8 protein-coding genes are annotated in these 13,166 nt (G+C 65.8%); 3 read left to right on the top strand and 5 right to left on the bottom strand.

Features of this window, described 5'->3' with window-relative positions:
- Positions 1-9 precede the first annotated feature (9 nt).
- Positions 10-1,299 carry an MFS transporter gene (locus AC4QBL_RS04155; RefSeq protein WP_472906594.1) on the top strand — a complete coding sequence of 430 codons (1,290 nt, stop codon included), beginning with the start codon at positions 10-12 and terminating at the stop codon, positions 1,297-1,299.
- A 17-nt stretch (positions 1,300-1,316) separates the two neighbouring features.
- On the opposite strand, the gene AC4QBL_RS04160 is transcribed toward AC4QBL_RS04155, so the two are convergent.
- The 4 genes from AC4QBL_RS04160 to mutS form a co-directional block, all read right to left on the bottom strand.
- Positions 1,317-3,257 carry a PAS domain S-box protein gene (locus AC4QBL_RS04160; RefSeq protein WP_472906595.1) on the bottom strand — a complete coding sequence of 647 codons (1,941 nt, stop codon included), beginning with the start codon at positions 3,255-3,257 and terminating at the stop codon, positions 1,317-1,319.
- Between the two features lie 84 nt (positions 3,258-3,341).
- Positions 3,342-4,196 carry an alpha/beta hydrolase gene (locus tag AC4QBL_RS04165; RefSeq protein ID WP_472906596.1) on the bottom strand — a complete coding sequence of 285 codons (855 nt, stop codon included), beginning with the start codon at positions 4,194-4,196 and terminating at the stop codon, positions 3,342-3,344.
- 127 nt (positions 4,197-4,323) lie between these two features.
- Positions 4,324-5,151 (bottom strand): proteasome-type protease, encoded by an 828-nt coding sequence (locus AC4QBL_RS04170; RefSeq protein WP_439114493.1) that lies wholly within the window; start codon positions 5,149-5,151, stop codon positions 4,324-4,326.
- The gene (gene mutS / locus AC4QBL_RS04175) at positions 5,148-7,733 is read right to left on the bottom strand and encodes a DNA mismatch repair protein MutS (protein ID WP_472906693.1); all 2,586 of its coding nucleotides are present in this window, start codon (positions 7,731-7,733) and stop codon (positions 5,148-5,150) included. The genes AC4QBL_RS04170 and mutS overlap by 4 nt, the downstream gene beginning before the upstream one ends.
- Before the next feature lie 178 nt (positions 7,734-7,911).
- On the opposite strand from mutS, the gene AC4QBL_RS04180 reads away from it, so the two are divergent.
- On the top strand, positions 7,912-11,175 hold the full coding sequence (locus AC4QBL_RS04180; RefSeq protein WP_472906597.1) for a PAS domain-containing protein: 3,264 nt from the start codon (positions 7,912-7,914) through the stop codon (positions 11,173-11,175).
- A 40-nt stretch (positions 11,176-11,215) separates the two neighbouring features.
- Here AC4QBL_RS04180 and AC4QBL_RS04185 read toward each other — a convergent pair whose 3' ends face one another.
- A complete protein-coding gene (locus AC4QBL_RS04185; RefSeq protein WP_472906598.1) occupies positions 11,216-12,166 on the bottom strand; it encodes an inositol monophosphatase family protein in 951 nt (316 codons plus the stop codon).
- 231 nt (positions 12,167-12,397) lie between these two features.
- Here AC4QBL_RS04185 and AC4QBL_RS04190 point away from each other — a divergent pair, with 231 nt between their 5' ends.
- Positions 12,398-13,159, top strand: coding sequence for an RNA methyltransferase (locus tag AC4QBL_RS04190; protein ID WP_472906599.1), 762 nt, complete (start codon positions 12,398-12,400; stop codon positions 13,157-13,159).
- Positions 13,160-13,166 lie beyond the last annotated feature (7 nt).

Here is a 13,166-nt window from a genome sequence, read left to right on the forward strand (position 1 = left end):
GGCCCAGCCATGAGCGCCGCAACCGGTATGGGCCCGCTGGTGTGGCGGCTGTCCACCTTGCTCAGCGGCGTGGGGTTGTTGGTGGTCGGGGTGGGGCTGCTGTTTTCGGTGCTCGGTTTGCGCGCCGGGGTGGCCGAGTTTTCCAGCATCACGCTGGGGCTGGTCACGTCGGCCTATTTCGTTGGCTTTGTGGTGGGCACTTATGTGTGCCCGGCGGTGATTCGCCGGGTCGGCCACATCCGCGCTTTTGCGGCCATGGCTTCGCTGGCCTCCACCATGCCCATTCTTCACGCCCTGTGGGTGGACCCCTGGTTTTGGGGCGTGCTGCGGCTGGTGACCGGCATGTGCCTGGTGGGCCTGTACATCGTGGTGGAAAGCTGGCTCAACGCGCTCGCGCCCAGCGAGCACCGGGGCAAGCTGTTTGCGGTGTACATGTCGGTCAACTTTGTGGCGCTGGCGGTGGGCCAGTGGCTGATTCTGGTGGGCGACCGCCTGGGGTTTGTGCCGTTTGCGCTGGTGTCGGTGATGTTTTCGTTTGCCCTCTTGCCCATCACCATGACGCCGGTGGACGAGCCCGAGCCGGTGCAGGCCCCGCGCCTGAGCCTGCGCAGCCTGTACGAAGCCTCGCCCATGGGCATGGCGGCGGCGCTGGCTTCTGGCCTGATCACCGGGGCCTTCTACGGCATGGGCGCGCTGTTTGCCAAGGGTGTGGGGTTTTCCGATGCCGGCGTGGCCTCGTTTCTGGCGGCGGCCATTTTGGGCGGCGCCCTCTTTCAGTGGCCCGTGGGGCACTACTCAGACAGCCACGACCGCCGCCTGGTGCTGGCCTGGGTGTGCGTGCTGGGCGCGGGCGTGTCGGGGGCGGCTTATGTGCTGTCGCAGTTTTCGGGCGACGCGTTGATTCCGTTGGCGCTGCTGTTTGGTGGCCTCATGTTTGCCATTTATGGTCTGGCGGTGGCCCACGTCAACGACGTGATCGACTCCACGCGGCTGGTGGAGTTTGCCGGCGGCCTGTTGCTGATTCACGGCGTGGGCGCAGCCATTGGGCCCACGCTGGCGGGCGTGGTCATGGATGGTTTTGGCCCCGCCAGCCTGATGCTGTACTTTGCGGCCGTGCTGGGTGTGCTGGCGGTGTACACGCTGTACCGCCTGCGAGCCGCGGCCGCCGTGCCCGCCGAAGACAAAGCCCAATTTGTGGTCATGGGCGGCGGCTCGCAGGCGGTGCTGCAGATGGACCCGCGCAGCCTGAGCGAGCCCGGCACGGGGGCCGACGCGCCCAGCGGCCATCCGCCGCGCTGAAGCACCGGCCAGCGCGCTCAGCCGCGCAGTGGCACCGCCGGTTCGGGTGGCAACGTAAAGCAAAACGTGGCGCCCTCGCCCGGTGCCGAATGGGCCAGCAGCTCGCCACCATGGCGCTGCACAATGCGCCGCGCGGTGGCCAGACCAATGCCCAGGCCGCTGAATTCGTGCGGCATGTGCAGGCGCTGAAAGGGCTGAAACAGCTTGCCCGCGCGGGCCATGTCAAAGCCTGCGCCGTTGTCGCTGACGCAAAAGTGGCGCTGCCCGCCGTGCTCCCGGACGAACACGCGGATCTGCGCCTGTGGCTCGTTGGCGGTGTACTTCCAGGCGTTGTGCAGCAGGTTTTGCAGCAGCGCTTCCATCAGCGCCGGGTCGGCCTGAGCCCGCAGCTCGGGCTCTACCGACCATTCCACCTGGCGTTCAGGTTGGTCGTGCGCCAGCTCTTCCAGCAGCCGCGTGGCCATGGCGCTCAGGTTGACCGGCTGGCGCTGCATGTCGCCACGGGCAAATTTGGACAGGTGCAGCAGGCCGTCGATCAGCTCGCCCATTTTTTTGCTGGCCGCCATGATGCGCTGCAGGTGCTGGCGGCTGTTGGCATCCAGGCCGGGCGCGTCTTCTTGCAGGGCCTGGGCAAAACCGTTGATGATGCGCAGCGGCGAACGCAGGTCGTGCGCCACCGCATACGAATAGCTTTCCAGTTCGTCGTAAGCACCTTTGAGCGCCTCGGTGCGGGCCTGGATGCGCTGTTCCAGCGAGGCGTTGAGCTGCTGAATTTCCAGCTCTGCGCGCTTGCGTCCTGTCACGTCGTGGGTGACGCCCAGCGCCCGCACCGCGCGGCCTTGCGCGTCGCGTTCAAATTCGGCCTGCACCGAAAACCAGCGCACATTCCCGTTGAGCACCACGCGGTATTCGTGGTCGTAAACGCTCAGGCCCTTGACCGCCTGGGTCCAATGCTCAAGCATGCGGGCCTGGTCATCGGGGTGGGTCACAGCCATCAGGTCGGCACCGGAAAAATCTGCAAATGGCAGGCCCAGCAAGGCATGCGAGCCCGAGAGCGTGGTGAAGTGTTTTTGTGCCACGTCGGCCTGCCAGGTGGCCATGCCGGCCATTTTTTGCGCTTTGAGCAGCAGCGTTTCACTGGTTCGCAAGGCCGTTTCGGTCCTTTTGCGCAGGCTGATGTCTTGCACCACGGCGATCAGGTAGTCGGGCGCGCCGTCGGCGGTGCGGATCAGCGACAGCGTGAGGTGCACCCACACGGTGTGGCCCTGTTTGTGGATGTAGCGCTTCTCAAAGCTGTAGTGCGTGATCTCGCCCGCCAGGGTGCGCTCCAGCAGTTCCATGTCGATCCCCAGATCGTCAGGATGGGTGAAGTCACGAAAGTGCATGCGCAGCACCTCGTCGTGCGTGTAGCCCACCAGGTCGCAATAGGTCTGGTTGATGCGGATCCAGCGGCCATCCAGGTGGCTGTGCGCCATACCGGTGGCGCTGTGTTCAAAGGTGTCCTTGAGCTGCTGGTTGCTCAGTTGGCTGCGTTGGGTGGCTGCGCGCAGCGCGAGGTTTTGTCGCTGCATCAGGGCGATAGATCCCACCACGACCAGCTGGGTGAGCAGGTGCCACAGATTGAGCCAGAAGGCCTCTGAGGGGTCGGTAATCGCCAGGGAAAAATACGGTTCAACCAGCAAAAAGTTGACCAGCAACATGCCCAGCAAGGTGCTGACCATGCCCGCCCCGAAACCTCCATACAAGGCGGCCAGGGCCGCCGCAAGCGACAGGGTGACGAAGCGCCCGCCCGATTCGGCCGGCGCCAGCTCCACCCGCAGCCAAGTAGCCAGCAGCGTGATGACCACCGCCACCGTGTAGCGTTTCCAGATGCTTTGGGTCTCTGGCTGCCACGTCAGCAAGCGCTGCCACCCGCTGGGTGCCGAGCGGGAGCCCGGGGGCGTGGTGTGGGGTGTCATGGCCTGGGGGCTGCTGAGGGTGAAGCTAATTTTTAAGTTTATACCCCTCGGACTTCACCCGATAGGCCACAAAAAAGCCCCGTTTCAAAGGCCAGGTTGGGGCTTTGCCATGGCGTGCAGCAGCTTTTCAATGCCCGCAGCGGTTTCCTGTAGCTTTTCCATGGGAAACAGGTGGCTGCCTTCGATCATGAGCTGGCGCTCGGGGTGGTCTTTGCCCACCAGCCGGTGCGTCATGGTCATGCCGACCTGCTTCATTTCTTGCGACTGGGTGCCGCCCATGAAGGCAATCGGGCATTGCAGGGGGTGGCGCCGCAGCAGGCGGTCCAGGTTGTGGGGCAGGGTGTTGTAGATCGCGGTTTCGATGTCGCGGTCGAAGCTCAGCACACGCTGGCAGGTCGTGCCGTGGGGGGCATCGTGCGTGCCGTGGGCAATGTAGTCGCGCAGCACCTGCGGGTCCCAGCGGGCAAAGGCCTTTTTGCTGGCAAAGTGTTCAAAGGCGGCGGTGGCGTCGGGCCAGCTGTTGCGCCGGCGCCGGCTCACCTTGCCGGGCGACACCGAGCCCACGAGCTGGGTGCGCTTGACGAGTTCCAGCGTGCGCGCACGCCAGCCGCCCAGCACGGGCGAATCGATCAGCAGCACGCCTTTGACCGGGTAGCCACCGAGCTGCGGGTGGCGCGCGGCGCACATCACGCTCAAAAACCCGCCCAGCGAGTGGCCCACCAGCCAGGCGCCCTGACCGTGGCGCTCCACTTCAGGGGCTGCAAAGTCGGCCAGTTGCTGCACCAGGTGGGGCCAGTTGCTGGTGACCGGGTAGCGCGGGTCGTGGCCAAACTTGTCCACCGCACGCACCGCAAACCCGCGCGCGCGCAGCGACTTGAACAGCACCCCGTAGGTGCTGGCCGGGAAGCTGTTGGCGTGGGAGAAAACAATTAAAGACATGCGGGGAGGGTCCTCAAAATGGATCGCTCCGCTGCAACGGAACGAACCCAGGACACCGCCGGGCCGGCTCTGCCGGACGGCCAGTGTCGCCCCCTGGCAGGGGGTGACGCCGAAGGCGGCGCGGGGGTCAGATCAGCTTCTCTTTGGCGTTGGTGATCTTTTTCAGCGGCTGGCTGCGCGGGCTGCCGCACAGCAAGGGCACTTCGGTGTGGGCGCCGTCCCAGGTGGGGTGCTCGATGCTGTCAAACACCTCGCGCAGTTTCTGGCCCCAGGTGTTGTGCACCATGCGGAAGTAGGGGTTGTTGTCGTCGATGCAGGTGATCTTGTCCGAGGCCAGGCGGTCCACTTCGTACACCGCCAGGTCCAGCGGCAGCCCCACCGACAGGTTGGACTTCAGCGTGGAGTCCATCGACACCAGCACGCACTTGGCCGCTTCGTTCAGCGGCGTGTCGGGCGTGATCACGCGGTCGAGCACCGGCTTGCCGTATTTGGACTCGCCGATCTGGAAAAACGGGGTTTCCGAGGTGGCTTCAATGAAGTTGCCGGCCGAATAGACCTGAAACAGCCGCATGCCTTCGCCAGCAATTTGCCCGCCAAAGATGATGGACACGTTGAAGTCGACCCCGGCGCGCTGCAGCGACTCGCCGTCGCGCTCGTACACATGGCGCACCGCGGCGCCCAGCACGCGGGCGGCGTCAAACATGCTCTTGGCGTTCCAGATCGTGATCGGGTCGCCGCCCTCGTGGTCCACCAGCTGCTCCACCTGCAGAATTTCGCGGATCGACTGCGAAATGCTCAGGTTGCCCGCCGACAGCAGGCACATGAAGCGCTCGCCCGGCTTCTCGTACACGATCATTTTGCGAAACGTGCTGATTTGGTCCAGGCCCGCGTTTGTACGGGAGTCGGACAGGAACACCAGTCCGGCGTTGAGTTTGACGGCGACGCAGTAGGTCATGATTTGTCGGCGAGTTGCTTGAGTTGGTAGAGCTGTTCCAGCGCTTCGCGCGGGCTCAGTGTGTCGGGGTTGATGCCCTGCAAGGCGGCTTGCAAGGGGTGTGTTTCGGGCTCAGCGCTTGGGGGCGGCGGTGCAAACAGGTCCACCTGGCTGCGGCTTTGTTCGCTCTGGCTTTCCAGCGCGGCCAGCGCGTGGCGCGCGTGTTGCACCACCGCTGCGGGCACGCCGGCCAGGCGGGCCACCTGGATGCCGTAGCTGCGGCTGGCCGGGCCGGGCTCGATCTGGTGCAAAAACACAATGCCGCCCTTGCCGCTGCTTTCCACGGCGCTCACGTGCACGTTCACCGCTGCATGGTGGCTGGCCGGGAATTCGGTGAGCTCGAAATAGTGGGTGGCAAACAAGGTGAAGGCACGCGCTTTGTCGTGCAGGTGGGTGGCAATGCCGCCGGCCAGGGCCAGGCCGTCAAAGGTGGAGGTGCCGCGACCAATTTCGTCCATCAGTACGAGGCTGCTGGGGGTCGCTGCGTGCAATATCTGTGCCGCTTCGGTCATTTCGACCATGAAGGTGGACTGCGCGTTGGCCAGGTCGTCGGCTGCGCCAATGCGGGTGTGGATGGCGTCAATGGGCCCCAGGCGGCAGCTGGTGGCCGGCACGTAGCTGCCCACGCTGGCCAGCAGCACGATCACCGCCACCTGGCGCATGTAGGTGCTTTTGCCGCCCATGTTGGGTCCGGTGATCACTTGCATGCGCTGTTTGGGGCCCATCACCGTGTCGTTGGCAATGAAGCTGCCGCCACTGGTTTCGTTCAGCCGCGCTTCCACCACCGGGTGGCGCCCGCCGCGTATGTCAATGCAGGGCTCGGGCACATACTGCGGCTCGGTCCAGCCCAGCGTGAGCGAGCGCTCGGTCAGCGCGCACAGCGCGTCGAGCGCGGCCATGGCGCGGGCCAGCTGGCTCAGCGGCTGCACGAAGCTTTGCAGCTGGTCCAGCAGCTGTTCGTACAGCCACTTTTCACGCGCCAGCGCGCGGTCTTGCGCGCTCAGCGCCTTGTCTTCGAAGGCTTTGAGTTCGGGGGTGATGAAACGCTCGGCGTTTTTGAGCGTCTGGCGGCGGCGGTAGTCGTCGGGCACCTTGTCTACCTGGCCCTGCGTGACTTCAATATAGAAGCCATGCACCCGGTTGAACTGCACCCGCAGGTTGGCGATGCCGGTGCGGGCGCGCTCGCGGGCTTCCAGCTCAATCAAGAAGCCGTCGCAGTTGTTTTGTATGCCTCGCAGCTCGTCCAGGTCGGCGTCAAAGCCGTCGTTGATCACGCCACCGTCGCGCACCAGCGCTGCCGGCTCGGACAGCAGGGCGGCGCGCAGCAGGCCGGCGCAGCCTTCGGGCGGCTGCAACTGGGCCGCGATCTGGCCCAGCAAGCCGCTGGGCGTGCCCAGCTGTTGCGCGAGTTGCTGGGCGCGCTCCAACGTCTGGCCCAGGCCCACCAGCTCGCGCGGGCGCACCTGGCGCAGCGCGGTGCGGGCGGTGATGCGCTCCACGTCGGTCGCGCCTTTGAGCGCCTGGCGCAGGCTTTGCCACAGCCCGCCGCGCAGCGCGCCGATCGCGCTCAGGCGGGCGCGGGCGGGTGCGCGGTCGCGCGGGGGTTCCAGCAACCAGCTGCGCAGCTGGCGGCTGCCCATGCCGGTGCAGCACACGTCGAGCAGCGAAAACAGCGTGGGGCTGGTTTCGCCGCGCAGGGTCTGGGTCAGTTCCAGGTTGCGCCGGGTGTTTTGCGGCAGGTCGATCAGCTCGTCGGTGCGCGCCACCTTGAGGCTCTTCACGTGGGTGAGCGCTCGGCTCTGCGTGTGTTCGGCGTAATTCAGCAACGCGGCGGCGGCGGCTTGGGCGTCGGGCAGGTCTTGCGCATCCCAGGCGGCCAGGCTGGCGGCCTGCAATTGTTCCAGCAGCTTGCGCTCGCCCAGGGCTGCGTCAAATGCCCAGGCCGGGCGCAGCACCGCCACCAGCCGGGCGCCGGCCGCGGTGGGCTGGCTGGCCAGGGTTTGCAGGGTTTTCTCAAAAGCAGGCGACACCTCGGCGCTGTACAGCAGCTCGCCGGGGCCTACGCGCGCGATCCAGTCGGCCAGTTCGTCGCTGGCGCACTGCGCCAGAAACACAATGCCCTGGGTGACCGACATCCAGGCCAGGCCACAACCGGTGCGCGCACCCGGGTGCACCGCCATCAGCAGGGCTTCGCTCTTGTCGGACAGCAATTCCGAGTCGGTCAGGGTGCCGGGCGTCACCACCCGCACCACCTTGCGTTCCACCGGGCCTTTGGCCGTGGCCACGTCGCCCACCTGCTCGCACAGCGCCACCGACTCCCCCAGCTTGATCAGCCGGGCCAGGTAGTTGTCCACCGCATGAAACGGCACGCCCGCCATGACCACCGGCTCGCCGGCCGACTGGCCGCGCTGCGTCAATGTGATGTCGAGCAGCCGCGAGGCCTTTTCGGCGTCACCGAAAAACAGCTCGTAAAAATCGCCCATGCGGTAAAACACCAGCGTGTTCGGGTACCCGGCCTTGATGGCCAGATACTGCTGCATCATGGGGGTGTGTTTGTCCAGCGGGGCGTTCAAGGCGGGGCTCGTCGTGCGGTTTCAGATCAGCCGGAGACTGTAGCAGTTCGGGTTCTCCCCTATGCCAGGCCCTTGCAGCACAATCGTGCATCGTTTTGCATACGTCAACGGCCTATCACGCATGCCTCTCAACCCGATTCCTGACCCTTTGACCGACGATCGCGGTGGCGACAGCAGCTTGCCTTTTGAGGTCCTGTTCATGGCCTCACCGCTGGCAGCGAGTGTCAGCCGTTTGCGCGACGGTCGCCTGGTTGCCGTCAACGATGCGTGGCTGGCGCTGACGGGGCTGACGCGCGAAGCCGCCCTTGGGCGCACCACGGTGGAGCTCGGGCATTGGCCGGACGAAGCAGCCCGGCAAGCCTATGTGAACGGCATGAAGGGCGACCAGCACGAAACCCTGTGGCTATGTGAAGGGGTGGCGCACCATGTGCGCCTGCACAGCCAGGTGCTGCGTGTGTTGCCCGAACCTTTGCTGCTGGTGTACCTGACCGAGGCCACCACCGAAGTGGCCGCCGAGCGAGCGCGCCAGCAGACCGAGCAGGCGCTGCGCGACGCCAACCTGGCGTTGCAGCAGCGCGTGGAACTGCATGAGGCGGTGGAGCGGGTCGCCACGGTGGGGCACTGGACCAACGCCGCGAGCGAGCTCGATGTGATGTGGTCTGCTGGCCTGTACGACATTACCGGTCTGAATCCGCGGGATCTGATCAAACGCGTCGAGGGACGCAGCGGTATCCACCCCGACGACAAACCCGCCTGGTTGGCCGCGCGCGCGTCCTGCGACGGGCGTGAGGTGGTGTTTCGCTGGCAACGCCCAGATGGCCAGCAGCGCTGGTTTCGCACCCGCATCAGCCGCACGGCCGTGGCGGGCAACCCGCAGACCGATTTTGGCGTGGTGCAGGACATCACCGCCGAGCGCGAAGCCGCGCAGGCGCTGGACGCACAGCTGCAGTTCATTCGGAACATTGCAGCGCGGGTGCCTGGCTTGATGTACCAGGCGCGGTTACAGCCCGACGGCCGCAGCACCATTGCTTACGTGAACGAGGCGGCGCGCGACATGCTGGAGGTGGAGCCCGAGGCCCTGCGCAGCGACGCCCGGTTGCTGTTTGCCCGCGTACACCCCGACGATTTGCCGGGTGTGCTGGCGGCTTTGCAGCAATCGGCCCAGCGGCTGCTGCCTTGGCGGCAGGTTTACCGTGTGCAGCTGCCGGTGAAGGGGCTGCGTTATTACAGCGTGGAGGCCGTGCCCACCCGGGAGGCCGATGGCGCGATTTTGTGGCACGGTTTCACCACCGACGTGACCGAAGCGCGCGAGGCTGCGCAGGCTTACGACCGTCAGCACCGCATGCTCGAAGTGGTGCGCACCGCGCAAGCCGCTTTCATTGAAGCCGACGACAAGCGGCAAGCTTTTGAGGGCTTGCTGGACGCCCTGCTGTCGGTGACGGGCAGCGAGTACGGGTTTGTGGGCGAGGTGCTGCACGATCTGCACGGGCAGCCTTACCTGAAAACCCACGCCATCACCAACATCGCCTGGGACGAGGCGACACGTCGCCAGTACGCCCGCCAGCAAGACGGCGGCATGGAATTCCACAGCCTGAAGACGCTGTTTGGCCGCGTGCTGGTGACGGCAGAGCCCTTGATATCGAACGCGCCCAACGACGATGCGCGGGCTGGGGGCTTGCCCAAGGGCCACCCGGGCATGTCGGCTTTTCTGGGTGTGCCCATTGTCAGTGGCGGGCGGCTGGTGGCCATGGTGGGGCTGGCCAACCAGCCCGGCGGCTACACCGAAGCCGACATTGAGTTTCTGCAGCCCCTGCTGGGCACGGTGCGCCAGCTGGTGATGGCCTGGCGCGGGCACGCCGAGCGCAAGCGCACCCGCAGCCAGCTGGAGGCCACCAGCGCGCTGCTGGCCGAAAAAAGCGCGGCGCTGCAAGTCACCTTTGACAGCATCAGCCAGGGCCTGGCCATGGTGGACGCCGAGGGGCGCTACGCTTTTTACAACCAGCGCATGCTGGAACTGCTGAATTTGCCCCCTGCGCTGATGGCGGGGCGGCCCACCCACGAAGAGGTGGTGCGTTTCCAGATGGAGCGGGGCGATTTTGGGGACAAGCTGTCGTTGCTGGACCCTTCGCTGCACCGGTACGTGGGCATGGAGCCCGAAGTGACGCCACCCGACGCCTACGTGCGGCGCACGTCGGACGGGCGGATGCTGGAGATCATGACCCGCCTGTTGCCCGGTGGGGGCATGGTGCGCACCTATGCCGACGTCACCTCGTACCTGGAGACCCAGGAGGCCCTGCGCGACGAGCGCCAGCGCCTGGCCTGGGTGCTGGAGGCCACGCGGCCGGGCATCTGGGAAACCAATGTGGCCACCGGCGAGATGGTGGTCAACGACCGCTGGGCCGAAATGCTGGGCTACACCGTGGACGAGCTGATGCCCACCACGTTTCAAACCTGGCGCCGGCTGGTGCACCCGCAAGACCTGGAGCGTGCCGAGCGGATACTGCAGCGCCACTGGGACGGCGAGCTGGATTACCACGAGTGCGATGTGCGCATGCGCCACCGGGCAGGCCACTGGGTCTGGATCAACGACCGGGGCCGCGTGCACCAACGCGACGCCCAGGGGCGGGTGTTGTTCATGTCGGGCACCCACCTGGACATCAGCGAGCGGGTGGCCGCGCAAGAGCAGGTGCGTGCCCTGAATGCCACGCTGGAACGGCGGGTGGCTGAGCGCACCGCCGAGCTGGAGCGGTCCATGAAAGACATGGAGGCCATTTCGTATTCGATTGCCCACGACCTGCGGGCGCCGCTGCGTTCGGTCAACGGCTTTGCCGCCCTGATCGCCGAAGACGAAGGTGTGGGCCTGAGCCCCAGTGGGCGGGAGATGTTTGAGCGGATCGCCCGCTCGTCACGCAACATGGGCCAGATGATCACCGACATGCTGGAGTTGCTGCGCGTGGTGCGGGTGGAACTGGAGGCTGTGCCGGTGAACATGCACGCACTGGCGCAGGCGGCGGTGGATGCGCTGGGCACCAGCGCCGAGCAGGCGAGGATTGATGTGCAGCCGTTGCCGCAGGCCCTTGGTGACGCCACGCTGCTGCGCCAGGTGCTGATCAACCTGATGGACAACGCGCTGAAATACTCGCGCGGGGAAGCGCAACCGATGCTGGTGCTCGGTTTCGACACCGAGAAACGGGCTTACTTTTTGCGCGACAACGGCATGGGCTTTGACATGGCCCGGGCAGGCAAGCTGTTTGGCCTGTTTCAGCGGCTGCACGTGGGCAGCGATGTGCCGGGCACCGGCGTTGGGCTGGCGATTGTGGCGCGCATTGTGGAGCGCCACAGCGGCCGTATCTGGGCCGAGTCAGCGCCCGGTGCCGGCGCCACGTTTTGGTGGACCTTGCCTCAGTCATGAGGCTGGGCGCGCAGCGGAGCGGCCCCTTGATCACAGCGCGTTAAAAAGGCGCTGCGTCGTCCTTGGCTGGCGCATCAGCCGCTGGCGATGCGTCGGCGGCGGCATCCGCTGCGGGGGCTGCGTCAGCTTCCACGGCTGGCTTGCCCAACGTCTGGCGCAGCGCGGCTTTGTCGCCAGCGCTGGCGAACTTGCTGTACTTGGACGTGATGCCCACCAGCTGGCCGTAAATCTTGGGGTTGGCGGCCATGCATTCCTTTTGCTCCAGGAAGTTGGACTCGCCAGTGAAGTTGCCCACCAGGCCACCCGCCTCGGTCACGAGCAGCGCGCCGGCAGCCACATCCCACGGCGACAGACCCATTTCAAAAAAACCGTCGGTGAAACCGGCCGCCACGTAGGCCAGGTCGAGCGCGGCCGAGCCGGGGCGGCGCACGCCAGCGCACTTGGGCATCACGTCGCCCAGCATTTGCAGGTAGGTCTGAAAAGCGTCGCCCGGACGGAACGGGAAGCCGGTGGACAGCAGACAGTCGCGCATGGCGATGCGCTTGGCCACGCGGATGCGGCGGTCGTTCATGTAAGCGCCGCGCCCTTTGGTGGCGCAAAACAGGTCGTTGCGGCTCGGGTCGTAAATCACGGCCTGTTCCAGCTTGTTGCCCACCATGAGCGCAATGCTCACGCAGTACACCGGGAAGCCGTGGATGAAGTTGGTGGTGCCGTCCAGCGGGTCGATGATCCAGACGTGGTCTGCACCGCCGTGCTTGCCCGGGCGCTGGCCCGACTCTTCGGCCCAGATGGCGTGGTCGGGGTAAGCGGTCAGCAGGGTGTCGATGATCGCGGCTTCGGCCGCGTGATCCACTTCGGTCACAAAGTCGTTGGTCTGTTTGGCAGAGACCCGGACCGACTCCACGTCCAGCGCAGCGCGGTTGATGATGGTACCGGCGGTACGAGCGGCCTTGATGGCCACGTTGAGCATGGGGTGGAGTGTGGACGACATAACTTGTAAACCTTTGCGCGGCCGCAGAGCGGCTCGCGTGACAGTGGAAGAGCGGGAAAGCAAAGCCCCAGGCGATACGGGGCAGCGACAATACGCGATTTTACCGTTTCAACACAACACCCCCATCGCCGCTGACCGCTCACCCAGCCAGCACACCGCAGAACCGGCTTTGCCGGGCTGCTGGTGTGGCCCCCTCGGGGGGTGACGCGAAGCGGCGCGGGGGGATTCCTGATGCACTCTCGATTTGTTCTGATTCAAACCAGCCACGCCGGCAACGTGGGCGGTGTTGCCCGCGCCATGAAGGTGATGGGTTTCGATGACCTGGTGCTGGTGGCACCGCGCTGGGCCAATGTGCTGCGGCGCGAAGAAACCATTCAGCGCGCCAGTGGCGCCAACGATGTGCTGGCCAAGGCGCGCATTGTGGACACACTGGACGAAGCGCTGGACGGCATGGACCACCTGTGCGCCACCGCCATGACGCCACGCGACTTTGGCCCGCCCACCCGCAGCCCGCGCGAGCACTTTGCAGGCTTGCTGGGCCAGACGCCAGCGACGGCTTCTTCTGCGCCGGCGAGCCCCCCGGGCGGGGTGGCCTTTTTGTTTGGCTCCGAGCGCTTTGGCATGCGCAACGAAGACGTGTACCGCTGCCACGCGTGCCTGAGCATCCCCACCGACCCAAACTTTGGTTCGCTCAACCTGGCCGCCGCCGTGCAGTTGATTGCCTACGACTGGCGCCAGGCCCTGGGTGGCTTTGCCTTGCCGCCGGCTACGCCCGCACGGCCTGTGGCCGATGCCCATGCGCTCGCCGGCATGCTCACCCACCTGGAGCAGGCTTTGGTGGCGGTCGACTTTCTGGACCCCGCTGCACCCAAGAAGCTCATGCCGCGCCTGAACCAGTTGTTCAACCGCGCCGCACCCACCGACGAAGAAATCCACATTCTTCGCGGTGTGGCCAAGGCCATGCTGCAAGTGGCTGAAAAGGCAAAGCGCTAGACTGACT

This window comes from Hydrogenophaga sp. L99, from assembly GCF_058731905.1.

Coding starts and splice junctions, on each gene's coding strand:
- AC4QBL_RS04170 (WP_439114493.1), bottom strand. CDS start 5,151: ATGACCTACTGCGTCGCCGTCAAACTCAACGCCGGACTGGTGTTCCTG.
- AC4QBL_RS04185 (WP_472906598.1), bottom strand. CDS start 12,166: ATGTCGTCCACACTCCACCCCATGCTCAACGTGGCCATCAAGGCCGCT.
- AC4QBL_RS04155 (WP_472906594.1), top strand. CDS start 10: ATGAGCGCCGCAACCGGTATGGGCCCGCTGGTGTGGCGGCTGTCCACC.
- mutS (WP_472906693.1), bottom strand. CDS start 7,733: ATGATGCAGCAGTATCTGGCCATCAAGGCCGGGTACCCGAACACGCTG.
- AC4QBL_RS04160 (WP_472906595.1), bottom strand. CDS start 3,257: ATGACACCCCACACCACGCCCCCGGGCTCCCGCTCGGCACCCAGCGGG.
- AC4QBL_RS04190 (WP_472906599.1), top strand. CDS start 12,398: ATGCACTCTCGATTTGTTCTGATTCAAACCAGCCACGCCGGCAACGTG.
- AC4QBL_RS04165 (WP_472906596.1), bottom strand. CDS start 4,196: ATGTCTTTAATTGTTTTCTCCCACGCCAACAGCTTCCCGGCCAGCACC.